Here is a 24,312-nt window from a genome sequence, read left to right on the forward strand (position 1 = left end):
ATTGCAGGTCGGGGAGTTGTGTCGGAAATGAAACAGTAGCCGAGTTAAACCTATGCTTCGGTGCAGCATAGGATACGCCGCAACGCACAAGGGTGGATGTTCATGAATTTCAGTAGCTCTCCGGAAGATGGCGACATCGTCGGCGATGATGGCAAGATCATCGTTCCAGATCATGTTGCAGATGCGATAAAGACGCTGATCCGCTGGGCCGGTGATGATCCCGCCCGTGAGGGTCTGATTGATACGCCGCGGCGCGTGGCGCGTGCATGGAGAGAGTATTGCGCCGGCTATTCGGAGGATCCGTCGCACCACCTTTCCCGAATCTTCGAAGAAGTCGGTGGATATGATGAGATCGTCTTGTTGAAAGACATTCCGTTCCAGTCGCATTGCGAGCACCACATGGCCCCGATCATCGGCCGGGCCCACATTGCTTACCTTCCGAAAAACCATGTAGTCGGGATCTCGAAACTAGCGCGTGTGCTTCACGCGTTCGCCCGGCGCCTCCAGGTGCAGGAGAGGCTTACGGCCGAAGTTGCCGACTGCATCTGGAACGGGCTGAAGCCGCAAGGCGTTGCGGTCGTCATTGAGGCGAGCCATGCCTGCATGACCGCGCGGGGCGTTCGCACGCCCGGTGTGTCGATGGTCACCAGCCGGATGATGGGCGTGTTCCGCGAGGATGAGCGCAGCCGTAAGGAAGTGCTCGCGCTGATGGGGATGCAGGGACGCGCATGACGCGAACGGTTCTGGTTACAGGCGGGGCAAAGCGGATCGGGGCAGCGATCAGTCGGGCCTGCGCCGAAGCGGGCTGGCGCGTGGTTGTCCATTACGGCACCTCAGAGAAGGAGGCACAGGCACTTGCGGCGGAGCTAGGCGGTGCAACGGTCAGCGGCGATCTTGAGGACACCCGGGCTATCGATGCGCTTTTCGAGCGCGCCCGTGTGGCGGCGGGCGGCCCTATCCATGCGCTCGTCAACAGCGCATCGCAGTTCGAGGAAGACCGGCCCGAACGTGTTGATGGTCGCCTCGCGGCGCGCTTGTACGCAGTAAACTGCACCGCGCCAACGTTATTGGCCGGCGCCCTTGCTGGTCAGTGTGAACTCAGCGCAGGCGCGATCGTGAACCTCCTGGATCAGAAACTCGGCAATCCAAATCCGGACTTCTTTTCCTACTCCCTGAGCAAATATGCGCTCCGGGGAGCGACGGAAATGATGGCAATGGCTTTCGCTCCTCGGATCCGGGTCAACGCCGTTGCACCCGGCCTGACGCTGCCAAGCGGAGATCAGAGTGCCGCTGAGTTCGACCGGGTGGCTCGCGAGAACCTGCTCAACCGGCCGGTGGGTGCCGATCAGGTTGCGGCTGGCGTGCTTTACTTGCTGGACGCGGTAAGTGTGACCGGGCAGACGCTCTATGTTGATAGTGGACAGCGCTTCCTGAAGCGGCAGGGAGATGTGATGTTCGAGGGCAAGGAGCGGATGGGCGGCGAGTGACTGAGTACACGATACTTCTTGATCAATTCGACGTCGCGATGCGCCTGGGCATACATCCGCACGAGGCAGAGCCGCAACGTGTGAGGCTCTCGGTCGAGATGACGATAGTGTATCCCGTGCCACTGGCGGGGGATGCGATTACGGAAGTTCTCGACTACGACGTTCTGCGCGATAGCATCCGTGAGCTGGCGCGGGGACCGGGCTTCGCCCTTCAGGAGACGCTCGTGGACGCCATTGCGGCCTTGTGCCTGTCCGACAGCCGAGTCCGCCAAGTGAGGGTGCGATCGATGAAGTTGGACGTTTATCCTGACGCTATTGTGGGATGCGAAATCGTGCGTGGTCGCTGACTCAGTAACTCGCGGCAGCATCCGCGGCTTGAGCGCCGGCTGTGAGATCGAGGATCTCGTACCCTCCTATCAGGACACGCCGTGAGATGAGGCTGCCGCTCGGGACGACGTACTCGGAACGAAGGGTGAACCGTTGGATCTTGTACACTCCTTGTACCTGATCCGAACTGGAGGGCTGCTGCGAAGAATAGCGCCGCCCGGAAATCTGCTTCAACAATGAGGTCGCCCAAGGATTTTTGGGCGAAGACCGAAGTACCTCCACCTCGGCGGTTCGTCCCTCGGGGCGGATCCAGAAGCCGATGTCCGCCCATTGGATAGCACCAACATCGCTGGAGCGGATTCGAAGCGGATCTTCTTCGCCAAACCGCCGGGCAAGTGCTCGTGCATCAGATGCGGCGGCCGCCGCGTCCTGCTCATATGGAGGAGCCCAGATCAGTATGGGATCAGTTCCTTGCCCTTGCCCGACAAGGCCGGCGAGTTCCTGCATCTCCTCGTCGCTCGCGTCCCGCGCTCTCATGCGCAGACGCAGCACACGCAGGGCAGTTCCAAACCCCTGTTGCCGGGCGAGGGGTCGTGCCTCGAGTTCCCGCAACTTGCTGAGCGCGGCCGAAGTTCGCTGCATGGTAGAGGCGAGCCAGACGCGTTTCATTCCGGCGAGCATTGCAGGCTGATCCTGCCCCGTCGCCAAAGCGTCTTGCTCTACGCTTCGGTACACCAGATCCGCTTGTCGATAATTGCCGAGCTTCAGCCACATGTCGCCCAACGCGGTCGCGGCCGATACGACAGTCGGATCACTTGCAGGCAAATTGTCGCGGAGCGTTCGCACCTGTCGCGCGACCGCTGAACGATATGTCTGCGTGTCGCCATCGTGCAATGCAACCGTCGCATAAGCCTCGTACAGCGCAGCAACCGGCTTGGGATCTGTTCCTGCCTTGTCCCTGTTCCGCGTCACCGCGGCCGCGAGCAGACGTTTGGCATCCCGGTAGGCGCCCTCCCGAAAGCGGGACTCAGCAAGCGCGATGGTTGCCTGTGCGTCGCGCAAAGGTGTGCATTCCCCCTTCACGCAGGCAGCATGAGCTTCGGCCAAACGCTTACCGGTGACGACAATGTCGCCGGTTGCTGCTTGCAGTATGAGGAGAAGAGCCAACATCCGCAGTGTTCCCAAGGAGATGTTGATGCTCACACGTCACTGCTCTTTTCGCAAGAGCAGTGACGTAAACTATCGTGACCGGTTTAAACCGTTGTCGTGCTGAGCCTAGTTCGATTAGCAGCGCTGAGGACTGCGCGGACACTTGCGGTCGCTATGTCAGTATCTATGCCAACGCCCCACACGGTCTGCCCGTCTGCACTGCGGCATTCGATATACGCCGCCGCCTGCGCACTGGCTCCATGGCCGATGGCGTGCTCGGTATAATCAACAACGTCCAGCGCAGGTCCCGTGGTGTCCGTCAGCGCCGCGATCACGCCAGAGATAAGGCCGTTGCCACGACCTGAAAGCGAGCGCTCCTCGCCGTCGATTGCCACCCGGCCCACGAACAACCGGTCGCCTGCGGTCCCCGTTTCGTCATAGTCGCGAAGCACGAAGCGATCGCCTGCGCCCGGCAGGTATGTGCGTGCAAACGCGCCCCAGATGTCCGCGGCGTTCAATTCGCGGCTGGTTTCGTCGGCGAGCGCCTGAACATGCCGGCTGAAATCAGCCTGAAGCCGCTTCGGCAGCTTCAAGCCCTTATCTTGCTCGATTACCCAAGCAACCCCGCCTTTCCCGGATTGCGAGTTGACTCGGATTACCGCCTCGTAACTGCGGCCGAGGTCTGCGGGATCAATGGGGAGATAGGGCACCTCCCAGAAATCATCATTGCGCGCGGCCTGCGCGGCAAAGCCCTTCTTGATGGCGTCCTGGTGACTGCCCGAAAACGCCGTGAAGACCAGGTCTCCAGCGTAGGGGGTGCGCGGGTGCACCGGTATGTTGGTGGCATATTCCACCGTTTTCACGACACCATCGATGTCCGACAGGTCTAGTCCCGGATCTACCCCTTGGGTGTACATGTTGAGCGCGACCGTGACCAGGTCGCAGTTCCCGGTCCGTTCGCCATTACCCAGTAGGCATCCTTCGACCCGATCAGCGCCAGCCATCAAACCCAGTTCAGCCGCCGCAACACCCGTGCCCCGATCATTGTGGGTGTGAAGGCTGATCACCACCGTTTCGCGGTTGGGAATGTGTCGGCCAAAATATTCGATCTGGTCGGCATACACGTTTGGTGTTGCACACTCGACAGTCGCGGGCAGGTTCAGGATCAGCGGGTGCTCGGCCGTTGGCTTGAGAATGTCCATCACGGCTGCGCAGACTTCGATGCTGAAATCCACTTCCGCCGTCGAGAAAGTTTCGGGACTATACTCAAAATGCCACTCCGTTCCCGGGCGCTTGGCGGCTTCATCGCGCAGCACCTTGGCGCCCTCGATCGCGATGGACTTCACTTCTTCGCGGCTCATGCCGAAAACGATCCGGCGCCACGTAGGGCTGACCGCGTTGTACAGGTGAACAATCGCGGACTGCGCGCCCTCAAGGCTGCGGAAGCTGGTCTCGATAAGGTCGCGCCGCGATTGTGTCAGCACCTGGATCTTTACGTCATCGGGGATCCGATCCTGTCTAATCAGGCCGGAAATGAAGTCGAACTCGGTTGCACCGGCGGACGGGAAGCCGACCTCGATCTCCTTCAGTCCCACCTTGACGAGTAGGTCGAAGAATCGCGTCTTCTTTTCGGCATCCATCGGATCGATCAACGCCTGATTGCCATCACGCAGGTCGGTGGAAAGCCAGCGCGGCGCTCGTGTGATCGTCTTCGATGGCCACTGTCGGTTAGGCAGGTCTACTACGGGGAACGGGCGGTATTTCGTCGATGGATCGCGCAGCATAAGTGGGCTCGCTCTGCTGATGAGGCTTCTCGGTTCGGCTGGCCCTTAGGCGCATCGCGGTGCCCGCCGGCACACGTCGTCGTTCGCGCCTAAGGGCGCGTAAGTCGAAGAAGAAGGCCGACCGCCTGGATCATTGCCAGTTGGTTGCCTTATCGCGTCGCTGAAGTCCAGCGGCAAAGAAATTTGACGCTTTCGTAATCATTTGCACTGAAATGGCGATCTGCCCGTGGGCGAAGCAGCGAAGGATTTTGCGTGAGGCAGCTACTCTACATCAGTACGGCGACGCCTGGCGCGGCAATAGATATCACTGGCATTCTCGCGACGTCGCTGCGAAACAACCGTCGGGAGGGTGTAACCGGCCTGTTGTGGACGGATGAGCGCCGTTTCCTTCAGGTGCTGGAGGGCAGCGACGATGCTGTTCAGGCCGTTCTTGGCCGAATCAAGATCGATACGCGCCATCGCGCGATTGTGGTTCTTCAGGATCGCACCATCGCCGTCCGTGAGTTCGGCGCCTGGGAAATGGCCCGACGAGGTCCAGCCGATACTGCCGATGCATTCGACGTGCGGATGCGTCAGTATCTCGCCGGAGCCTCACCATCGGTGCGCGGCACGTTCGAAGGGCTGATCGCCGCCCGACGCGCCGCGTAGACCCTCACTTCTGAAACGCCGCCGTAATCTTCAGCTTCACTTCATCGGACACCATGGGGATGCCATAGCCGATGTTGAATTCGCTACGACGAATGGCACCGGACGCGGTGAAACCGACATTTTCCTTGCCGCCCATTTGTGCGGGCATCTTGCCTGCGCCGTAGAAACTTGCATCGAGGGTGACGGGACGGGTTACGCCGTTCAGCGTCAGATTGCCTTCGACCCGGGCATTCTCGCCATTGGGAGCCACTCGCGTCGAGACAAATCGCGCCGGCGCCGGCGCGGCACCGAAGAAGTCAGCTTGCTTGCCCGCCTCTGCCGGCTTCACCAGATGCTTGGTCAGACCTGCGCTGGCCGTTGTCACCTCGGCAACCGGGATTGTCACGTCCACCTTGGCGGCAGCGGGGTTCTTGGGATCCAGCGTCAGCGTACCGGTGACGTTGCCGAACAGCCCGAAGTAAGGCGAAAAGCCGAGGTGATCGACAGTCCACTCCACCAGGGTATGGCCTGCATCCGCGGTGTAGGTGCCTCCAGTGATAGCGGTGACATTTTTCGAACCGGGGGCGCCGTTGGGCGCCTGCTGCGCCACAACTGCCCCGGTCAGAAGGGCGGAGAAGAGGAAGGCGTGTGCAATGCGCATGATGATGGCTCCCGAACCGTTTCGCGTTTGAAACCATAACGCGCTGGGCGGGGAAAGCTCCTCACCCAAAACAACTCGTTTGCGTTATTTTTCGATCCCGACGGTCAGGTCGAATTTTATTCGCACCCATGCGCCAATCAGCGGCTTGTCATTTACGCGGGGCGGGCGGACCAGGAACTGCCATGACGCTCTCCGTAACCCGCGCGCGATGCCGGAACCTGGCGTTTCGCCCATCTCCCGGCAATCCTCCACGCGATTGCGATCCGCCGTTCGGCACGCGATGATCCCCCAGCCGCTCTCCTGACGCGCTGGCATATAGGTCACAAGCTCGGCGCGAGTCGGCTCACGTACCCATTCTGCGGCATATAGCGTCTCACCACCGGGGCCCGCGCCAGCTACGCCTTGATCCCCTAGGCCACTGCCTTGATCCTCTGATCCGCCGGAACCTTGGGCGCTTGGTGGCTGCGATGGTGCGATACGCCCAATGTCTGACCCCACGTAGTCGGCACGCGAGAGCTTGATCACGCCCGGCAGTTCGATGGGGGGCGGCGGCAGTGGTGCGGGAGCGGGCAGCAGCGGCCGTGTTTCGGTGCGTTGTTGCCGCTCGCTCTGGCGCAGATCGGTACGTTGGGGGCTGCTTTCGTGCGCAGGTCCAGCGGCGCTGACGTCGAACGTCGAAAGCGGGCGTCCGTCTCCAGGAGGAAGCAGCGGCAGCGCGCCCATCTTGATCAGAACCCAAATGAGCAGTCCGACCAGCCCAAGCGCCACAGCAGACGAAACCAGGCGGGTGCGCCACGAGGGCCGCGCACGGTACGTCGCGTGGGAATAGGACGCCGTGCGCATCGTCATGCCGCCTAGTCGCTATCGGCGCCGGGAACAATGCGGCCCAAACTATGGTGAGACGACGAATTCGGCTCGGTCGGGAGTCAGCCTGCCGGGGAGAAACATGATGCCGTACCGGCCCTCGAAAGCAGTGTCGTTCCCAGTAAGTGTATTTCCTGCTCCCTGTGCGATGGGTGGTGCGACGGTGCGCGCCGTCGCACCACCCGGTCGTGAGGGTCAGTTCTTTTCCTTGTCGACCAGCTTGTTCGCGCCGATCCACGGCATCATCGCGCGCAGTTCGGCCCCGGTCTTCTCGATCGGGTGCGCTTCCGCGGCCTTGCGCGCCGCCTTCAGCTCGGGTTGGCCGGCGCGGTTGTCGAGCACGAAGTTCTTGACGAAGCGGCCCGACTGGATGTCGGCGAGGACGCGCTTCATTTCCTTCTTGGTCTCGTTGGTGATGATCCGCGGGCCGGTGGTGATATCGCCGTACTCGGCGGTGTTGCTGATCGAATAGCGCATGTTGGCGATGCCGCCCTCGTACAGCAGGTCGACGATCAGCTTGGTTTCGTGGAGGCACTCGAAATAGGCCATCTCGGGGGCGTAGCCCGCCTCGACCAGCGTCTCGAACCCGGCCTGGATCAGGTGGGTGATGCCACCGCACAGCACCGCCTGCTCGCCGAACAGGTCGGTCTCGCACTCTTCCTTGAAGTTCGTCTCGATGATGCCTGAACGGCCGCCGCCGACGCCGCTGGCATAGGCGAGCGCGATGTCATGCGCGTTGCCGCTCGCGTCCTGGTGGACGGCGATGAGGCAAGGGACGCCGCCACCCTTGACGTATTCGCTGCGCACCGTGTGGCCGGGACCCTTGGGCGCGATCATGATGACGTCGATGTCGGCCGGCGCCTCGATCAGGCCGAAGTGGATGTTGAGGCCGTGGGCGAAGGCGAGCGCGCTGCCAGGCTTCATGTTGCCCTTCAGGTCATTCTCCCAGATCGCCGCCTGATGCTCGTCTGGCGCCAGGATCATGAGGATGTCGGCCCAGCCGGCGGCCTCCTTGTTGGACAGCACCTTGAAGCCGGCGGCCTCGACCTTCTGCGCCGTCGCCGAGCCTTCGCGAAGCGCGATCGCGACGTCCTTCACGCCGCTGTCGCGCAGGTTCTGGGCATGGGCATGGCCCTGCGAGCCATAGCCGACGATGGCGATCTTCTTGGAAGAGATCAGGTTCAGATCAGCGTCGCGATCATAATAGACACGCATTGGTAGCTACTCCCTTGCTCGTACATCCCGGCTCCGCGGCCGGGGCCCGGCGTGCGGCCGGGCAAACCTTTGGTTGGTGATGGGACGGTGAAAACTCAGGCGGTCTCGTTGCCGCGGCCGATCGCGACGATGCCAGTGCGGGCCACTTCGATCAGGCCGACTTCGCTCATCAGTTCGACGAACTTGTCGATCTTCTCGATCCCCCCGGTCACCTCGAACACGAAGCTGGAGGTCGTCGCGTCGACCACGCGGGCGCGATAGACGTCGGCCAGGCGAAGCGCCTCGATCCGGTGATCGCCGACGCCGCGCACCTTGACCAGCGCCAGCTCGCGCTCGACGTGCGGGCCCTCGGCGGTCAGGTCGCGCACCTTGTGGACCGGCACCAGCCGGTCGAGCTGCGCCACGATCTGCTCCAGCATCGGCTTGCTGGCGGAGGTGACGATGGTGATGCGGCTGACCGCCTTGTCGGCGGTGATCTCGCTCACCGTCAGGCTTTCGATATTGTAGCCGCGCGCCGTGAACAGACCGGCGATCCGCGCCAGGATGCCCGGTTCGTTGTCGACGATGACGGCGAGCGTGTGCCGCTCCGCAGTTTCGGATTTGATATGCACTGTTCTTGTCCTTCTCCCCTCTCGCGCGAACGAGAGGGGCGGGGAGGAGGAATGGGGGCGGGCGGCCGGTACAGGCCGCTGCACGACCGGATTAGACGAGCGCCTTGGCCTCGTCGTCCATCGTCCCCGATACTTCGTTCGCCTGCAGGATCATGTCCGTATGGGCGGCGCCGCTGGGGATCATGGGGAAGCAATTGGCGAGCTTCGCCACCATGCAGTCCACCATCACCGGGCCGTCATGCGCAAGCATGTCGGCAATCCCCTGGTCGAGCTGGTCGGGATGCTCGATACGGATGCCCTTCCAGCCATAGGCCCCGGCCAACTTCACGAAATCCGGGAGCGAGTCCGAATAGCTTTCCGCATAGCGGCTCTCATAGGTGAGCTCCTGCCACTGGCGGACCATCCCCATATATTCGTTGTTGAGGATGAAGACCTTCACCGGCAGGCGATATTGCGTTGCCGTCGCCAGTTCCTGGATGTTCATCTGGATCGAGGCTTCGCCCGCGATGTCGATAACCAGCGCGTTCGGGTTGCCGAGCTGCGCACCGATCGCGGCGGGCAGGCCATAGCCCATCGTGCCGAGCCCGCCCGACGTCAGCCACTTGTTCGGCTTTTCAAAGCCGAAATGCTGTGCCGCCCACATCTGGTGCTGGCCGACCTCGGTGGTGATGATCGGATCGCGTGCCTGGGTCGCTTCCCACAAGGCGCGGATCGCGCGCTGCGGCATGATGACCTGGTCGTCCTTGGGGAAGTTCAGGCATTGCACCGCCCGCCAGCCGGAAATGCGACGCCACCATTCCGCCGTGTCGGGCTTCGGGTGCTGGCGGCCCTTCCACACGCGGATCATGTCCTCCATCGCATGGCCCGCGTCAGCGACGATGCCGAGGTCGATCCGCACCGTCTTGTTGATGCTCGACCGGTCGATATCGATGTGGACCTTGCGACTGTTGGGCGAAAAGGCGTCGAGCCGTCCCGTCACACGGTCGTCGAACCGCGCCCCGATCGCGACGATCAGGTCCGCCTGGTTCATCGCCATGTTCGCCTCATAGGTTCCGTGCATGCCCAGCATGCCCAGGAACTGCGGCGAGGTGGCGGGGAAGGCGCCAAGCCCCATCAGTGTCGAGGTGACCGGCGCACCGGTGATCCGCGCCAGCTCGCGCAGCAGCTGCGACGCCGCCGGGCCGGAATTGATCACGCCGCCGCCGGTGTAGAGGATGGGGCGCTCTGCCGCTGCCAGCATGTCGACGACCTGCTCGATCCCGCTGCGCTCCGCCTTCAGCGCGGGGCGATAGGTCTTGTGCTGGATCGGGCCCGGCTTGGTGTAGCTGGCGGTCGCGACCTGCACGTCCTTGGGGATGTCGACCACCACCGGGCCGGGGCGGCCGGACGTCGCGATATGGAACGCCTCATGGATCACCTCGCCCAGGCGGGCGGGATCCTTCACCAGGTAATTGTGCTTGGTGCAGTGGCGCGTGATGCCGACGGTATCCGCCTCCTGAAAGGCGTCCGATCCGATCAGCGCGGTCGGCACCTGGCCGGTGATGACCACCATCGGGATCGAATCGAGCAGCGCGTCGGTGATGCCGGTGACGGCATTGGTCGCGCCCGGTCCCGAGGTGACGAGCACCACGCCCGGCTTGCCCGTGGAACGGGCATAGCCCTCTGCCGCATGGGTTGCCGCCTGTTCGTGGCGTACAAGAATGTGACGAATTCGCTTGGACCGGAAAAGGGCGTCGTAAATCGGTAGGACCGCGCCGCCAGGATAGCCGAAGATGACGTCCACGCCGAGATCGCACAGCGCCTCGACCAGGATGTCTGCTCCGCTTTTCTCAGTCACGTTGAAATTCCTTTCTTGCTTGGATCCATCCGGCTGAACGGATCGAGCGGCGCTACGATCGCAAAAGTTGCGCGTCAAGGCTCCTTCTTGAAATAATATTCCAGATTGATGGTATTGCTATTGTCTATTCGTGGCCAGTCGGCGGGCGGCTGGTGTCGGAACCAAGTATATTGCCGCTTGGCGTAGCGGCGGGTGGCCAGCGCGATCCGCGCCATTGCCTGGTCGCGCGACAGCTCGCCCGCGAGCATCGCCGCAATGTCCTCCACCCCGATCGCGCGGCGGACCGGCGCGCTTGCATCGACGTCGCTGCGGGCGAGCAGCGCGGCGACTTCCTCGACCGCGCCGCTATCGAACATCGCGTCGAGCCGCGCCTCGATCCGACCGTTGAGCAGGTCGCGATCGGGCAGCACGATCAGCGGGGCGAGCGTCACCGTGTCGCCGATCCCGCCGCTGCGCTCCGCTTGCCACGCGGCGAGCGACCTGCCGGTCGACCGCACCACTTCCAGCGCGCGGGCGATGCGCGCCGTGTCGCCGGGGGCGAGCCGGTCGGCCGCGGCGGGATCGAGGGATTGCAGCTCGCCATAGGCGATCGCCACCGGCATCGCGCGGGTCTCTTCCCGGATCGCAGGATCAATCTCCGGCACGGGCGCGATGCCGTCGAGCAGCGTGCGAATGTAGAGCCCCGTGCCGCCGGTCAGAATCGGCAGGCGGCCGCTGCCATGCGCCTCCGCGATCACCGCGCGCGCATCCTGCGCCCAGCGGACTGCCGACCAGCCTTCCGCGCCGTCGACATAGCCGTAGAGGCGATGCTCGGCGCGGCGCTCGTCCTCCGGCGACGGCCGCGCGGTGATGACCGACAGGTCGCGATACACCTGGCTCGCATCGGCGTTGATGATGACGCCGCCGGTGCGTTCGGCGAGCGCGAGCGCCAGCGATGACTTGCCGCTGGCCGTCGGCCCTGCAATGAGCGCCAGCGTCGGAAGGGAGTGCCGTTTGTTCACCGCAACGCTGATAGCAGCAGGGCGCCTGTCGCCCCAGACCCTCACGGACGCCGTCGCGCGCCTGACGGACGCCGGATGTGTGCCCGGGACGCCCGAATGGCTGGACGAGGGTGACGCGGCGGACATCGCGATCACCGCCGACCCGGCCGCCGCACGCACCGCGCTGGAGGGTGCAGCTCACGGCGTCGATGTCGTCGTTCAGCCTGCGGCGGGTCGCGAGAAGCGGCTGCTGGTCGCGGACATGGATTCGACCATGATCACCGTCGAATGCATCGACGAGCTCGCGGATTACGCCGGTCTGAAGCCGCAGATCGCCGAGATCACCGAGGCGGCGATGCGCGGCGAGCTGGATTTCGCTGCGGCGTTGGACGCGCGTGTTGCGCTGCTGAAGGGGCTCGATGCCTCGGCCATCGAGCGCTGTCGCGAGGAGCGGGTACGTTTGATGCCCGGCGCCCGCACCCTGGTTCGCACCATGCGATCTCGCGGCGCAACCACCGTTCTGGTGTCAGGAGGCTTTACGGCTTTCGCAGAACCGGTCGCGGCAGAAATCGGATTTGATCGCGCGATCGCGAACATTCTAGAGGTGGATGACGGACGTCTGGCTGGGACAGTGACCAAGCCGATCGTCGACTCCTCTACGAAGGAGAGAACGCTGCGGGAAACGCGGCTGAAGCTTGGCATCTCCGACGATCTCACGCTTGCGGTCGGTGACGGCGCGAACGACCTTGCCATGATCAACATTGCGGGTCTGGGCGTGGCCTATCGCGCCAAGCCTGTGGTCGCCGCGGCAGCGGCGGCTCGCATTGATCACAACGATCTGACGGCGCTGCTCTGGGCGCAAGGCATTTGTCGTTCAGCGTGGGTGACCAGCTGACGGCGCCATGTGCCGGGCTCACGCCCCCAAGTTCTCAATAGCCATTGCGCCCTTGTAACCGGTTACCTAGAGCCGGGGCATCGAAGTTAGATAGCTAGGATGGGGTGAATGACTGAGGCCACGATCCGGGACGTGGCACGACGAGCCGCGGTGTCCGTTGCATCTGTTTCTCGAGCCCTCAATGGGGCGTCGAATGTTCATCCGGACACGCGCGCGCGCGTCCTCGCCGCGGCGGATGAGCTTGGCTATGTGCCGCATGCCGGCGCCCGCAGCCTCAGTCTTGCGCGGACGCATGCCGTTGGGGTGGTGCTGCCGGATCTTCATGGCGGGTTCTTTTCGGAGATGATCCGTGGCCTGGATCGTGAGGCCAGCGTGCGCGGTTACCATTTGTTGCTTTCGAACATTCAGCCTGACCGCGATCATGCCGTTCAGGCGCTCCGCGCGATGCGCGGGCGTGTCGACGGGCTGGTGATCATGGCGCCGCATGTGGATCCGCCGGCGCTTGCTCCCATGCTGCCGGCCAGCCTGCCTACCGTCATGATCAACACGCACGCGGCCCCCGGCGCCAGCATGCTGCGGGTCGACAATGGCGCGGGTGCGGAGGCAATGATACACCATCTGGCGCAAATCGGCCGCAGGCGCATCGTTCACATCGCTGGGCCGGCCAGCAACTCCGACGCTCAGCAACGGCTGCAAGGTTGCAAGGCTGCACTGCCGTCTCATGTGGATCTCCGGGTGGTGGAGGGCGACTTCACGGAGGTGTCCGGGGCGGAAGCGATCAGGAGATTGCTGACGAGCAATGCCGATTTCGATGCTGTGTTCGCGGCCAATGACATGATGGCGCTGGGCGCGCTCCAGGCATTGCGAAGCGCCGGTCGCCGCGTGCCGAAAGACGTCGCGGTCGCCGGCTTCGATGACGTGCCGCTTGCACGTTACCTCTCACTCACGACTATCCGCGTTCATATGGCGGATATCGGCGCCCGCGCGGCCGCCCGACTGATCGAGAGGTTGGGAACTCCGGGCAGTGAGCCGTTCGACGAATTGATCGTTCCTGCACTCGTTGTGCGCGGGACGACCGTGCCGGAGGCGTGAATGCTGGATCGCCGGACACTCCTCGCGAACACGTCACTTGGGCTTGCGGGTTTGGCGGCCGGGTGCGCGGATCCGGCCATCCCAGTGACGCCCAGTCCCAAGCTGATTTCGCTTCCCGATTTCTATGAAGAGATCGAGTACCGAACCTTTCGCTATTTCCGCGACACCGTGAACCCGGCGAATGGCCTAATCCCGGATCGTTGGCCGAGCCAAAGTGGGGCAAACGTCGCGGGTGTGGGCGCCGCTCTCGCGATCTGGCCCATTGCCGTGGAACGGGGTTGGATCAGCCGCAGTCTTGCGCGTGACTTCACCTTGGCGGCGTTGCGCTTCTTCAATGCCGCGCCTCAGGGCGACGGCGCGACCGGCATGACTGGGCACCGCGGCTTTTTCTATCGCCTGCTCGATATCAAAACCGGCGTCCGTCTCAGGAACTCGGAGCTCTCCAGTATCGCCACGACCATGCTGCACCTTGGCATGCTCTTCGCGGCCGGGTGGTGGAACGGCGATACGGCAGAGGAACGTGAGATCCGACGCCTTGGCGATGACATCGTCGAACGTGCCGAGTGGCTCTGGTTTCAGAACGACAGTCAAGAGCTGCGGCTCAGCTGGCGTCCCGAAGGTGGTTTCGCTGAGGAGACCCTCCAAGGCTACAACGAAGGCATGATGGCTGTCCTGCTCGCGCTCGGTTCCGCCCGCCACGCGGCGGAAGACGGTGCTTGGGAGGCGTGGACCGCCTCCTACCCGCGGGTCTGGCGAGGCGAGGGAGATACACGTCACTTGGCGTACGCACCGCTGGCCGGTCACCAGTTGAGCCACATGTGGATCGACTTTCGAGGTATTCGTGACACCGTCATGCGCGGCGCCGGCTTTGACTATTTCGAGAATAGCCGTCGGGCGACTTACGCGAACCGGGCCTATTGCATTGCCAATCCGCTGCGGTGGGACGGGTATTCGGCGGATACGTGGGGGCTCACGGGTTGCGATGGACCCGGCAATTTCCAGCTGCCGTTCAAGAGCGAAACCCGCACCTTCTTCGGCTATTCGGACCGGGGTCCGCTCGACCAGCCGGGGGAGCGCGACGACGGCACCTTGGCACCGGCGGCAGCACTTGGCAGCCTGCCGTTCGCGCCCGAGATCGTTGCCCCAACCGCGCGGGCATTCATGTCCGTTCCTGGCCTGTACCGGGAGTATGGATTTCTGAACGCGTTCAACCCGAGTTTTCGCTTTCCGGACAGGACGTCGGAGACAGGCAGCATCAACGCACAGTCCGGCTGGATGGCGCGTGATTACCGCGCGCTGACCCAAGCGCCGATCCTCATCCAAGCTGCGAACCATCGCAGCGAGGCGGTGTGGAAGGTGATGCGCGCCAGCCCGGTTCTGCGACGTGGGCTGACCCGGGCGGGGTTCACAGGCGGGTGGCTGGATTAAGCGCCGGGCCTTTCCCCGGACCTGTTCGACCGACGCTTGTGTCAACGCCCGGGACAGCCGAAGGTAGTACGTGATCGAGAGGTCTCGCCGAGCGAGCGGGAACAACAAACGACAACAAAGAGGAGAGGATGGATGCGAGCCATTCCGGCGATAAGCTCGAGACTGGATGGGGCTGGTGCGATCGTCACGGGTGCAGCCAGCGGGATGGGACGGGCGACCGCCATTCTCCTGGCCCGCGCAGGTGCAAGTGTCGCCGTTACCGACGTCGGGCTGGAACAGGCGCAACGTGTCGCCGACGAAATCGCGGGCGAAGGTCTGCGCGCAAAAGCCTGGGCGTTAGACGTGGCTGATCAGGGACGGATCGAGGCTGTCGTTCAGGACGCCGTCGCAAGCTTCGGTGACGTGTCGATCATCGTCAACAATGCCGGCATTTCGGCCAATCTGCCGATCGATGATCCCAGCTACGATCAGTCCTGGGACCGGCACCTTTCGGTCCTGCTGACGGCACATCAGCGCCTGATCCGCGCCGCCCTACCGTACCTGAGGCGCGCCGCGCATCCTCGGATCGTCAATATCGCGTCAACAGAGGGCCTGGGTGCCACCGCTGGGTTCAGCGCTTACTCCGCCGCGAAGGCGGGTGTGATCGGCTTGACCCGAAGCCTGGCGGTCGAACTCGGCAAATCAGGCATCACCGTGAACTGCATCTGTCCCGGCCCGATCGAGACCGGCATGACCGAAGCCATCCCCGACGAAGCGAAGCAGGTTTACGCAGCCCGGCGCACCGCCTTGCGGCGCTACGGCTTGCCTGAAGAAGTGGCCTTTATGACAGCCAGCCTCTGCGCGCCTGCCGCGAGCTTCGTAACGGGCGCAATCATTCCGGTGGACGGTGGCCTAATGGCGCGCAACGCCTGAAATCAGCTTGATGAGGCCGCTGCGGAGGCTTGTTCGACCCGCTGGCGTGAAGCAAGCATCAGGGTGGAACTGGCCTTCGCCAGCACCTTGCCGGCCGTGTCGAGCAGGCGTCCCTCAAAGAAGCAGGTGCTGCGCCCGCGACGTTCGACCCATCCTTCTGCTATCACCAGCCCCGGTCTTGCGGGTGCGAAGAAACTCACTTTCAGTTCAAGGGACATAGGGACAACGTCAGGTCCGCCCATCGCGATTGCCGCGTGCGCCATGGCAGCGTCGATCCAGCCGGTAACAAACCCGCCCTGAACCACTCCGCCCGAATGGCACATGTGCTGACCGGCACGATACTCAAGCCGTGCCCGTCCCACCGGGTCCATCTCAATGACCCGCACCAGGCCAAGCGTGCGGCTCAATTCGTGGATGGTCTCGTCCTGATCGCTCATTCGGCCCTCTTCCTCACATATGCAAACACAGTGTTCGTTGGCGTGGGCTCTAGCAAGTCCAACCGGTCAGGCGGCGAGAGCCAGTTGATCGCGACCTGCGTGCTTGGCCCGGTACAAGGCGCGATCGGCCACCCGCAAAATGTCCTCAGAGGATTGATTGCGGAGATAGGGCGCAACGCCCCCGCTCACCGTCACGGAGATGAGGCTCTCTCCCACCTGGACACTGGTGGAGGCGATCGCATGGCGAAGGCGTTCGCACACCAGGGCTGCCTGGCTGATCGTGGCCTCGGGCAAAACAACAGCAAATTCCTCGCCGCCGAGGCGCGCAACCAGATCCTGCTCGCGGACGCTGGCCCGTGCGAGCGTGGCGAAGCGGCGCAACACCTCGTCACCGGCGGCATGGCCGTGGGTGTCGTTGATGCGCTTGAAATGATCCAGGTCGAACAGTGCGACGCAGCCGCCCGAGCCGGTGGAAAGCCGGGCGCCGAGTTCCTCGTCCAGTCCCCGCCTGTTGGCGAGGCCCGTTAGTGCATCGGTCAGCGCGGCACGAGCAAGGCGCTCCTCATGTGCCTTTCGGTTCGATACATCACGGATGGCACTGACGACCCCAGTGACGTTGCCGATGTCATCCGTCACAGCCCGGCTATGTGTTTCGAACCAACGCACATCTTCACCGCCGATTACCCCGCGGTACTCGTTGACATGGGTCTTGGTCGGTTCCGCAATGATCCGCCGGAACGAGGTCTCAGCACGAGCGGCGTCGTCGGGGTGCAGCAGACGGCTGACGCGGCGCCCGATCAACTTGTCTGGCTCGAAACCGCTGATCTGGGCGATTGACGTCGACGCGAACTGGAGACGCCCCCCTACGTCAAGGTTGATCACGATGTCCGTGGAGTTTTCCGTAAGCAAGCGGTAGCGCGCTTCGCTTTCCCGGAGCCGGCGGAACAAACAGGCGCGCTGCTGCAGTTCTGCATTGGCTGGCAGGATGGTCAGCATCGCACACGCGATATAGAGTTGGAGAAACTGCATTTTCGCCCCGATCGGCGCATCGACCAGCGCGAGCGGGCCGTGCCCTTGAAGCGTCAGAGCGCCTCCGATCACCGCGACAATGACGATCGACGCCGCGGTGGACAGCGCTCCTCCGCGGAACGTGGCCAGCACCATCGGCAGGATCGGCAAAAACAATAGCGGCAATCGATCTTGGGCGAAGCTAGCGTAGGTGACCGTTCCCACGAGCGCGACGAGGGCGGCGAATTCGACGAGTTTCCGCTGATCCATCTGCTTCACCAGGCGAACTGCGTCACCTCGCATCACGAGCATGAAGATCGGCATGAAGGTGAGCGTGCCCAGGGCATGCCCGCTATACCAATTCAGCCCGCTTCTCAGAAAGGGCTGTTCCGCAGCACTAGCGAGGATGGATGCCGCAAGCGCAGCAGAGGTCAGTGGCGCGATGACCCCCGTCGCAAGTGCGAAAGTCAGCAGCCAGCGGTGAGAATCCAGCACCGGGCGCCAAGGGGCAAACCGGTGCAAGATGGCTGCGCCCAACGCGCCTTCCAGCATGTTAATGGCGGCAAATGGCAGGGCCATGCTGGGCCCAAAGCCCCACAGGGATGTCGCCAGAATGCTCGCGACCGAGCAGATAGCCAGCGGCGCGGCCCAGTGACGCATAGGCATTGTTGTGAGCCGCGCAGTAAGAATGGCGGTAGCGATCCAAAGAAACGCGACACCGCCATCGAACCGCGTCAGACGCATCGTTGCCGCGGATACGACGAAGTAAGCGAGCCCCAGGGAGATCAAAGAAGCCGGTCGGAGTGCGGGCGCGTTCACCATGATTCCGCGGGTACGTGGAGATTGTAAACGCCGCGTTGCGAAATACGTAATTTCAGGGTCCGTTGGCGGCCAGTTCCTCAAGCCAGGAGGTAGCCGTACCGTCAGCAGGCGCGCGCCAGTCGCCTCGCGGTGAGACGGCTCCGCCCGGCGACACTTTGGGAGAGTTGGGCAGCGCCGAGCGCTTGAACTGGCTCGTCTGGAAGAACCGGACCAGGAACTTCTGCAGCCAGCTCTTCACCGTTTCGAGGTCATAGGCGGTTCGCGCCTCTTCCGGATAACCGATCGGCCACCGGCCTGCCTCCGCATCCCGCCATGCATGCCAAGCCAGGAACGCGATCTTCGACGGAGCTAATCCGTGGCGGATAACATAGTGGGTAAAGAAATCATTAAGCGGATATGGTCCGATCTTACTTTCCGTACTCTGCATTGCCCCGCTTTCGTCAGCTGGCACAAGCTCCGGCGAGATTTCCTGCGCCAGAATTGCCCCAAGAACTGCATCCGTCTCAGGATCATATTGATCGGTCGCGATGCACCAGCGGATCAGGAACTGGATCAACGTCTTAGGAACGCCGGCATTGACCCCATAGTGGCTCATGTGATCGCCAACGCCGTACGTGCACCATCCAAGCGCCAGTTCGCTAAGATCGCCGGTGCCGACCACGATGCCCTCGCGTTGGTTCGCGAGCCGGAACAGGTAGTCGGTACGAAGCCCTGCCTGAACATTCTCGAACGTCACGTCATACACGGGCTCGCCGGCTGCGAACGGATGCTTCAGCCCTTCAAGCATGGTGCGCGCGGCAGGGCGGATGTCGATTTCCTCAGCCGTGATGCCCAGCGCGCGCATCAACTTCCAGGCGTTGTCCTTTGTCCCTTCGCTGGTCGCAAAGCCTGGCATCGTGATCCCGAGGATGTCCGAACGTGGGCGACCCAAACGATCGAGCGCCTTGGCGGCGACAATCAACGCGTGGGTCGAGTCCAGTCCACCAGACACGCCGATGACCAGCCTTTTTACTCCGGTGGCCTTCACCCGTTTCAGCAGGCCTTCCACCTGGATGTTGAATGCCTCGTAGCAATCTTCATCGAGGCGTGCGGGGGTGTCGGGCACGAACGGGAAGCGCCGAATTGCCCGTTTCAGCCCGACATCGGCATAGTCGGGTAAGTGCTGGAAGCCGATGCGACGGAAGCGGGTTTCGGGATGGCCGGAGAACGTCGCTGCATCGCCGAACGTGCCCATGCGCAGACGCTCCTGAAGAAGGCGCTCGCAGTCCACATCCGCGAGGACGAGCTCAGGAGTGAGTGAAAAGCGCGTGGATGCAGCAAGGGGCTCGCCAAGTTCATGGATCGTGCCTTGGCCGTCCCAGGCGAGATCGGTGGTGCTTTCCCCCGGACCCGCCGCAGAATAGACATAGGCACATACGGCCCGAGCGGACTGCGCCGCCGACAGCATCGCACGCTCTCGCGACTTGCCGATCACCACGTTGGAGGCGGACAGGTTGCAACACACCAACGCGCCCGCGAGCGCGCCCATTGTCGATGGAGGGGTGGGGGACCAATAGTCTTCGCAGATCTCGGCATGGAAGATGAAGTGCGGCAGGTCCGAAGCTGCGAAGATGAGATCGGTACCGAAGGGAACAACGTTCCCACCCACATCAATGCTCAGTCCGGTGAGGCCCGCCCCGCTGCTGAACCAGCGCTTCTCGTAATATTCGCGATAGTTTGGAAGAAAAGTCTTTGGGACGACGCCGATGATGTTGCCCCGCGCGATGACGACCGCACAATTATAGAGCCTGCCGTTACGCGGCAGCGCGGCACCCACGATGAGCAACGGGCGAAGATCCTTTGTCCCTTCAGCCACGGCGAGAACGGCGTCGCGCGCGGCTTCGTGCTGCGCCGACTGCAGGTGAAGATCATCAATGGCATAGGAAGTTATGTTGAGTTCGGGAAAGACGACCAGGTCCGCCCCTTCTTCATGCGCTCGCTTGGCCAACTCCAGCGTCGCCTGCGCATTGGCAACGGTATCTCCGACGCTGGCGCGAGGGGTGGCCGCCGCAACGCGAAGCATGCGGTGGTGGTGGATGGAGGGGAAGCGCTCGTTCATTGCAGGAACCGTTATCCTTCTTTCTGGCGCGGAGCCAATGAGGCTCTGCTCGCTTCTCGGCTGCCGAACTGCCGTAAGCGAAACCAAACCGCCCCGAGACAACGGCCGTCTCGCCGCTTTGTTCGCCGCCATCGAAAGCTAACGGTTCGCTCGGGCATCAAGATCGGTCAACAGCGCGGTGAGCCCGCCAACCTGTCGAGTCTGGTTGCCACCAACGCGCCTCCGAAAATCTGCCCGCGCAACCCATCTAGGTGAGGGGCCGGTGAGGCGCTGGCCAAAGTGGGCAGTCAACCGTAATGACGCGGGGTATCGTAACACTGTGAGGGGAACGCTGATCATGACTCCTGCTGAGATGACCGCGAAGATTGCAGATGGTGAAGGCTTCATCGCCGCGCTGGATCAATCGGGTGGTTCAACGCCCAAGGCGTTGAAGGGCTACGGCATCGAAGAGGGTGCGTGGTCGACGGATGAGGAGATGTTCGGCCTCATCCACGACATGCGGGCGCGGATCATCACGTCGCCTGCCTTCACGGGCGATAAGGTGATCGGCGCGATCCTGTTCGAACGCACAATGGACGGCGAAGCGGGTGGGAAACCTGTTCCGCAGGCACTGCAAGACCGCGGCGTGGTGCCTTTCCTGAAGATCGACAAAGGTCTTGAGGACGAGAATAATGGTGTTCAGCTAATGAAGCCGATGCCCGGCCTGGACGCGCTGCTGGAGCGGGCCGCGAAGCTCGGCATCTTCGGCACCAAGGAGCGCTCGGTCATCAATCTTGCGAACCGCGACGGTATCGCCGCCGTCGTGGCGCAGCAGTTTGAGGTTGCGCAGCAGGTGTTGTCCCACGGACTGGTCCCGATCATCGAGCCGGAAGTCAACATCAAGAGCGCCGAGCGCGCCGAGGCGGATGCCATCCTTCTTGAGGAGCTCGGTAAGGCGCTCGATTCGATGACCGGCGATGCGAAGGTCATGCTGAAGCTTTCGCTGCCAACGAAGCCCGACCTGTTCCTCCCGCTGGTTGAGCATCCGCGCGTGTTGCGGGTGGTTGCGCTTTCGGGCGGCTATGCACGTCCCGAGGCGTGCGTGGAGCTCGCTCGTAATCATGGTGTTATCGCCAGCTTCAGCCGCGCGCTGCTGGAGGATCTGCGTCATGGAATGTCTGACGCGGAGTTCAACGAATCCCTCGGCGCGGCGATTGACGAAATCTGGGCAGCCTCCGCCAAGAAGGCGCGCGCCGCAGCGGCGGCCTGACGCTAGCCCGGCCGATCGGCTGACCTTCAAGCCGCGCGGGGTCGCCGACGAGCACATCGTCGGCGGCCCATGCACAGGAAGAAGCACCGATCGTCGGGCTTCGAGAACTCAGAGCAACTTTCTATCCGCTCCCGGCGATCGACCTGGTTGACCGAAGGCAATCGATCGTGGCAGTGGATGCCCCGCGGTGAGATCGCGGGTATAGCACAATGGTAGTGCAGCAGCCTTCCAAGCTGAATACACGGGTTCGATTCCCGTTACCCGCTCCACCGCAGCTCCGCCGATCGGACGGACCTCACCTTCCAAGCACCAAGAAGGGCATTCGTTGCCCCGGACGCAGGTCACTCAGACGTCGCTGCCGCGTCCCTTAGTCGTTTTTCAAGTGCCGAAATTCTGCGGTCCATGGAAATGATCAGGTCCAGCAACGCAGGAACGACCACTGCGGGGGCGGCATGTTGAGGGTCAATCGCCGGGCCATCCGAAGGTGCGGAAAGTACGAGCCCAAAATCCCGCGCAAGCGTCGCGTTCTCTGCGTCGAATGAAGCGGCGAACCTTTGCCACTCTTGTCCCGTCGGAAGCGTGGATCGAGGGTCAACGTCGCGATACCGTTTTTTCTCGACGCCATTTACGGCCAGCGTGCGCTGCAAAGCGCCGGGAAGGGCCTCCTGGTCGCTCTGGCCCTGATAGAGCCGATATAGCGTCATGATCGTGGGATCAGGCGTCTGATAGTGCCGCGTCGTGCCTTGGCTCTCCGGCGGGAGTTGCAGACCCGCCGTGATCAGGAAGTCGGTAACAACGTCCGCGGCTTGGTCGTAGGATCGCAGGTGGAGTTGGCCCGGCATGATAGAAGCGCACCAACTCTCGATAACGCGGCGGTAATCAGCGCCGCGTGATTGCGCCTCCGGTAGCCATTCGGCGAAGGTCCTGATGGGTCCGACCGACGCTTTGTGCTTCACTCCCCATTGCAAGTAAGCCGAAACCAGCCAGCTGGCCTGATGCCGAAAGTAAAGGACGACCTCGGTTTCGCAGATAGGCGACAGTCGTGCGATCACGCGGCCAATCAATCCGGCGTGAACAGCCAATCCTATGTGGCTCCACACAAAGGTGTTCAGCGCCGCACGGCTCTTCAGCCGCTCCGTAAGCAGCGCGACCAGGCGGTCCTCTATCGCAGGATCTTCACTCAGTGCTTGTTGAAGATCGTCTGCCGATTCGAAGTCGTAGGGCGTCGCCTCGCCGCGCTCCAAATACATTCCTAGGTAGAAGGCACCGGCGGAGCGCAGGACGGCTGCATGGTCGCGACAGTATTTCTGGATTGCCGATGAGCCAGACTTGCCCAGGCCGGCATGGATGATCAGCCGCCGCCCGGATGATGGGTCCGCTTCAGACATCAGGATACTTTGCCTCTTAGTAGAACCTGTCAGCTGCCTAACCTAAGTTATGGAGAAAAGGCCACTTCGTTAAAGACCTGTAATAAACCGCCGCGGCTTGCGAGCGTTCGGGGGAGGGCTCCAGCAAGCAGCGAGAGGTTCTCCATGTACTATCATGATCGACGGCTTCAGTACCCGGTTCGGGTCGAAACGCCTAACCCTCAGTTCGCCCGAATGCTTCAGCAGGCAATCGGAGGCGTCGAGGGAGAAATCCGCGTCGCCATGCAATATTTCTTCCAGGCGTGGGGCAATAGAGCGCCCACGACGAAGTACCGTGACCTGTTGCTGAACACGGCTACCGAGGAGCTGGGTCACATCGAGATGTTGGCGACCGCAGTCGCGTTGAACCTCGAGACTGCCCCCACGTCAGCGCAGGAGCAAGGTGCCACGGACAGTATTGTTGGTGCCGTGATGGGCGGCGACAATGCCAAACACGCCATCGAAGGCATCATTCACAAGAACCTTCTGTCATCCGGCATGGCGGCAATGCCGGTCGACTCGGATGGCGTACCCTTTGACATGAGCCACATCTACGCCAGCGGAAATGCGGCGGCTGACATGTTCTGCAATGTTGCCGCAGAAAGCACCGGACGTGTACTTGCGGTGCGCTTGTTCAACGCGACGGAAGATTCTGGCATGAAGGATATGCTCCGCTTCCTTATCGCGCGCGACACCATGCACCAGCAACAGTGGCTCGCCGCCTTGGAGGACATGGGCGGCTTCCGCGCGGCTATGCCGATCCCGAACAGCTTCCCGCAGGCAGAGGAGAACCAGGAGCACAACCACGATTTCTTCGTGACATCGCTTGATGGCAGCTTCCCAGAAGGCCGGTGGACCGAAGGTGCCACATTCGACGGCAAGGGAGAGTTCAGCGTATTTCGGGCGCAGCCGCTGGGCGAGGAGCCTGTCCTTGGCCCTGCACGGCCCGACAGCGGTGCACAAGCGGAGCAAATCGGAGGTTCTGCGCCCGCCATGGCGGACAAATGATGCATGGGAGCAGGCGGGCAGAACGCGCCCGCCTGCCTTTCTTGTATTCAGGCCGATGAAGCTGGCCTGGAGAACAGAATTGGTCTGCGGCGGGCCCGCGAGCCCGCATATAATGCCGGCTGCTTCCCGGTCATTTACTTCTGAACTGCGTCTTTCCCGCTCCCCGGCCTCCACGCGCCTGGCTTGCGAGACGGGTCTTCGCCCGTGTCCGCACCGCTACCCCGCGCTTGACCGGTATCGGGATCTACAGATGCAGCGGTGCCGGCACCACCGGGACCGCCCGGTTCGCCATTCACTGCTCCAGATGGGTCTGCTGCCCGCAGCGCAGCTTCGCGATCTCGAGAATAGGACTGGCCAGTAAGACCCTCATCGTGATCGAACGGATTCTTGGGAACGCGACGTTCCGGATCGACCA

The 24,312-nt window shown here is 62.8% G+C and carries 22 protein-coding genes and 1 tRNA gene; 11 read left to right on the forward strand and 12 right to left on the reverse strand.

Annotated elements, in window-relative coordinates; genetic code table 11:
• Positions 1 to 102 precede the first annotated feature (102 nt).
• Genes folE through LQ954_RS06230 form a run of 3 tightly spaced genes read left to right on the forward strand, consistent with a single transcriptional unit; the run spans position 103 to position 1,834 of the window.
• The gene (gene folE / locus LQ954_RS06220; RefSeq protein WP_227771050.1) at positions 103 to 732 is read left to right on the forward strand and encodes a GTP cyclohydrolase I FolE; all 630 of its coding nucleotides are present in this window, start codon (positions 103 to 105) and stop codon (positions 730 to 732) included.
• Positions 729 to 1,487 carry an SDR family oxidoreductase gene (locus LQ954_RS06225; protein WP_231022369.1) on the forward strand — a complete coding sequence of 253 codons (759 nt, stop codon included), beginning with the start codon at positions 729 to 731 and terminating at the stop codon, positions 1,485 to 1,487. The genes folE and LQ954_RS06225 overlap by 4 nt, the downstream gene beginning before the upstream one ends.
• The gene (locus LQ954_RS06230; RefSeq protein ID WP_231022370.1) at positions 1,484 to 1,834 is read left to right on the forward strand and encodes a dihydroneopterin aldolase; all 351 of its coding nucleotides are present in this window, start codon (positions 1,484 to 1,486) and stop codon (positions 1,832 to 1,834) included. The genes LQ954_RS06225 and LQ954_RS06230 overlap by 4 nt, the downstream gene beginning before the upstream one ends.
• A gap of 1 nt (position 1,835) precedes the next feature.
• Here the strand turns inward: LQ954_RS06230 and LQ954_RS06235 are convergent, their stop codons facing one another.
• Both LQ954_RS06235 and leuA read right to left on the reverse strand, forming a co-directional pair.
• Complete coding sequence (locus LQ954_RS06235; RefSeq protein ID WP_231022371.1) at positions 1,836 to 2,984, reverse strand: tetratricopeptide repeat protein; 1,149 nt, start codon at positions 2,982 to 2,984, stop codon at positions 1,836 to 1,838.
• An 83-nt stretch (positions 2,985 to 3,067) separates the two neighbouring features.
• Positions 3,068 to 4,747, reverse strand: coding sequence for a 2-isopropylmalate synthase (gene leuA, locus LQ954_RS06240; protein ID WP_231022372.1), 1,680 nt, complete (start codon positions 4,745 to 4,747; stop codon positions 3,068 to 3,070).
• A gap of 252 nt (positions 4,748 to 4,999) precedes the next feature.
• On the opposite strand from leuA, the gene LQ954_RS06245 reads away from it, so the two are divergent.
• Entirely contained in the window at positions 5,000 to 5,395 is a 396-nt protein-coding gene (locus tag LQ954_RS06245; RefSeq protein ID WP_227770328.1) for a BLUF domain-containing protein, read from the forward strand.
• Positions 5,396 to 5,399: 4 nt separating this feature from the next.
• Here LQ954_RS06245 and LQ954_RS06250 read toward each other — a convergent pair whose 3' ends face one another.
• The 6 genes from LQ954_RS06250 to miaA form a co-directional block, all read right to left on the reverse strand.
• A complete protein-coding gene (locus tag LQ954_RS06250) occupies positions 5,400 to 6,035 on the reverse strand; it encodes a YceI family protein (protein ID WP_231022373.1) in 636 nt (211 codons plus the stop codon).
• Between the two features lie 84 nt (positions 6,036 to 6,119).
• Positions 6,120 to 6,884 carry a hypothetical protein gene (locus LQ954_RS06255; RefSeq protein ID WP_231022374.1) on the reverse strand — a complete coding sequence of 255 codons (765 nt, stop codon included), beginning with the start codon at positions 6,882 to 6,884 and terminating at the stop codon, positions 6,120 to 6,122.
• A gap of 210 nt (positions 6,885 to 7,094) precedes the next feature.
• Complete coding sequence (ilvC, locus tag LQ954_RS06260) at positions 7,095 to 8,114, reverse strand: ketol-acid reductoisomerase (RefSeq protein ID WP_231022375.1); 1,020 nt, start codon at positions 8,112 to 8,114, stop codon at positions 7,095 to 7,097.
• Between the two features lie 95 nt (positions 8,115 to 8,209).
• Complete coding sequence (ilvN, locus tag LQ954_RS06265) at positions 8,210 to 8,725, reverse strand: acetolactate synthase small subunit (protein ID WP_227770324.1); 516 nt, start codon at positions 8,723 to 8,725, stop codon at positions 8,210 to 8,212.
• 91 nt (positions 8,726 to 8,816) lie between these two features.
• On the reverse strand, positions 8,817 to 10,562 hold the full coding sequence (locus tag LQ954_RS06270; RefSeq protein WP_231022376.1) for an acetolactate synthase 3 large subunit: 1,746 nt from the start codon (positions 10,560 to 10,562) through the stop codon (positions 8,817 to 8,819).
• A 74-nt stretch (positions 10,563 to 10,636) separates the two neighbouring features.
• Positions 10,637 to 11,563 (reverse strand): tRNA (adenosine(37)-N6)-dimethylallyltransferase MiaA, encoded by a 927-nt coding sequence (gene miaA, locus LQ954_RS06275; protein WP_231022377.1) that lies wholly within the window; start codon positions 11,561 to 11,563, stop codon positions 10,637 to 10,639.
• Here miaA and serB point away from each other — a divergent pair.
• The 4 genes from serB (at position 11,556) to LQ954_RS06295 (ending at position 15,869) form a co-directional block, all read left to right on the forward strand.
• On the forward strand, positions 11,556 to 12,437 hold the full coding sequence (gene serB / locus LQ954_RS06280; RefSeq protein WP_231022378.1) for a phosphoserine phosphatase SerB: 882 nt from the start codon (positions 11,556 to 11,558) through the stop codon (positions 12,435 to 12,437). The genes miaA and serB overlap by 8 nt on opposite strands.
• A 108-nt stretch (positions 12,438 to 12,545) precedes the next feature.
• Complete coding sequence (locus LQ954_RS06285) at positions 12,546 to 13,529, forward strand: LacI family DNA-binding transcriptional regulator (protein WP_231022379.1); 984 nt, start codon at positions 12,546 to 12,548, stop codon at positions 13,527 to 13,529.
• Positions 13,530 to 14,957 (forward strand): glucoamylase family protein, encoded by a 1,428-nt coding sequence (locus LQ954_RS06290; protein WP_231022380.1) that lies wholly within the window; start codon positions 13,530 to 13,532, stop codon positions 14,955 to 14,957.
• A 132-nt stretch (positions 14,958 to 15,089) separates the two neighbouring features.
• Positions 15,090 to 15,869, forward strand: a complete 780-nt coding sequence (locus LQ954_RS06295) for an SDR family NAD(P)-dependent oxidoreductase (protein ID WP_231022381.1) — start codon at positions 15,090 to 15,092, stop codon at positions 15,867 to 15,869.
• Positions 15,870 to 15,871: 2 nt separating this feature from the next.
• Here the strand turns inward: LQ954_RS06295 and LQ954_RS06300 are convergent, their stop codons facing one another.
• The 3 genes from LQ954_RS06300 to LQ954_RS06310 form a co-directional block, all read right to left on the reverse strand.
• Positions 15,872 to 16,306, reverse strand: a complete 435-nt coding sequence (locus LQ954_RS06300) for a PaaI family thioesterase (RefSeq protein WP_227770317.1) — start codon at positions 16,304 to 16,306, stop codon at positions 15,872 to 15,874.
• A gap of 66 nt (positions 16,307 to 16,372) precedes the next feature.
• Entirely contained in the window at positions 16,373 to 18,217 is a 1,845-nt protein-coding gene (locus tag LQ954_RS06305; protein WP_231022382.1) for a sensor domain-containing diguanylate cyclase, read from the reverse strand.
• A complete protein-coding gene (locus tag LQ954_RS06310; protein ID WP_231022383.1) occupies positions 18,189 to 20,234 on the reverse strand; it encodes an NAD(+) synthase in 2,046 nt (681 codons plus the stop codon). The genes LQ954_RS06305 and LQ954_RS06310 overlap by 29 nt, the downstream gene beginning before the upstream one ends.
• Positions 20,235 to 20,571: 337 nt before the next feature.
• On the opposite strand from LQ954_RS06310, the gene LQ954_RS06315 reads away from it, so the two are divergent.
• Together LQ954_RS06315 and LQ954_RS06320 are read left to right on the forward strand one after the other, a co-directional pair.
• On the forward strand, positions 20,572 to 21,483 hold the full coding sequence (locus LQ954_RS06315; RefSeq protein WP_231022384.1) for a fructose bisphosphate aldolase: 912 nt from the start codon (positions 20,572 to 20,574) through the stop codon (positions 21,481 to 21,483).
• 195 nt (positions 21,484 to 21,678) lie between these two features.
• Positions 21,679 to 21,752, forward strand: a tRNA-Gly gene (locus LQ954_RS06320).
• Between the two features lie 72 nt (positions 21,753 to 21,824).
• Here the strand turns inward: LQ954_RS06320 and LQ954_RS06325 are convergent.
• Positions 21,825 to 22,727: a hypothetical protein gene (locus LQ954_RS06325; RefSeq protein WP_231022385.1), complete on the reverse strand. Its 903-nt coding sequence runs from the start codon at positions 22,725 to 22,727 to the stop codon at positions 21,825 to 21,827.
• Positions 22,728 to 23,015: 288 nt separating this feature from the next.
• On the opposite strand from LQ954_RS06325, the gene LQ954_RS06330 reads away from it, so the two are divergent.
• Positions 23,016 to 23,897: a manganese catalase family protein gene (locus tag LQ954_RS06330; RefSeq protein ID WP_231022386.1), complete on the forward strand. Its 882-nt coding sequence runs from the start codon at positions 23,016 to 23,018 to the stop codon at positions 23,895 to 23,897.
• Positions 23,898 to 24,312: the final 415 nt, after the last annotated feature.

The organism is Sphingomonas sp. IC-11 (genome assembly GCF_021043365.1).
In the GTDB taxonomy this organism is placed as follows: Bacteria; Pseudomonadota; Alphaproteobacteria; order Sphingomonadales; family Sphingomonadaceae; genus Sphingomonas.

Coding starts and splice junctions, on each gene's coding strand:
- folE (WP_227771050.1), top strand. CDS start 103: ATGAATTTCAGTAGCTCTCCGGAAGATGGCGACATCGTCGGCGATGAT.
- LQ954_RS06225 (WP_231022369.1), top strand. CDS start 729: ATGACGCGAACGGTTCTGGTTACAGGCGGGGCAAAGCGGATCGGGGCA.
- LQ954_RS06235 (WP_231022371.1), bottom strand. CDS start 2,984: ATGTTGGCTCTTCTCCTCATACTGCAAGCAGCAACCGGCGACATTGTC.
- leuA (WP_231022372.1), bottom strand. CDS start 4,747: ATGCTGCGCGATCCATCGACGAAATACCGCCCGTTCCCCGTAGTAGAC.
- LQ954_RS06250 (WP_231022373.1), bottom strand. CDS start 6,035: ATGCGCATTGCACACGCCTTCCTCTTCTCCGCCCTTCTGACCGGGGCA.
- LQ954_RS06255 (WP_231022374.1), bottom strand. CDS start 6,884: ATGACGATGCGCACGGCGTCCTATTCCCACGCGACGTACCGTGCGCGG.
- ilvC (WP_231022375.1), bottom strand. CDS start 8,114: ATGCGTGTCTATTATGATCGCGACGCTGATCTGAACCTGATCTCTTCC.
- LQ954_RS06285 (WP_231022379.1), top strand. CDS start 12,546: ATGACTGAGGCCACGATCCGGGACGTGGCACGACGAGCCGCGGTGTCC.
- LQ954_RS06290 (WP_231022380.1), top strand. CDS start 13,530: ATGCTGGATCGCCGGACACTCCTCGCGAACACGTCACTTGGGCTTGCG.
- LQ954_RS06295 (WP_231022381.1), top strand. CDS start 15,090: ATGCGAGCCATTCCGGCGATAAGCTCGAGACTGGATGGGGCTGGTGCG.
- LQ954_RS06300 (WP_227770317.1), bottom strand. CDS start 16,306: ATGAGCGATCAGGACGAGACCATCCACGAATTGAGCCGCACGCTTGGC.
- LQ954_RS06310 (WP_231022383.1), bottom strand. CDS start 20,234: ATGAACGAGCGCTTCCCCTCCATCCACCACCACCGCATGCTTCGCGTT.
- LQ954_RS06315 (WP_231022384.1), top strand. CDS start 20,572: ATGACTCCTGCTGAGATGACCGCGAAGATTGCAGATGGTGAAGGCTTC.
- LQ954_RS06330 (WP_231022386.1), top strand. CDS start 23,016: ATGTACTATCATGATCGACGGCTTCAGTACCCGGTTCGGGTCGAAACG.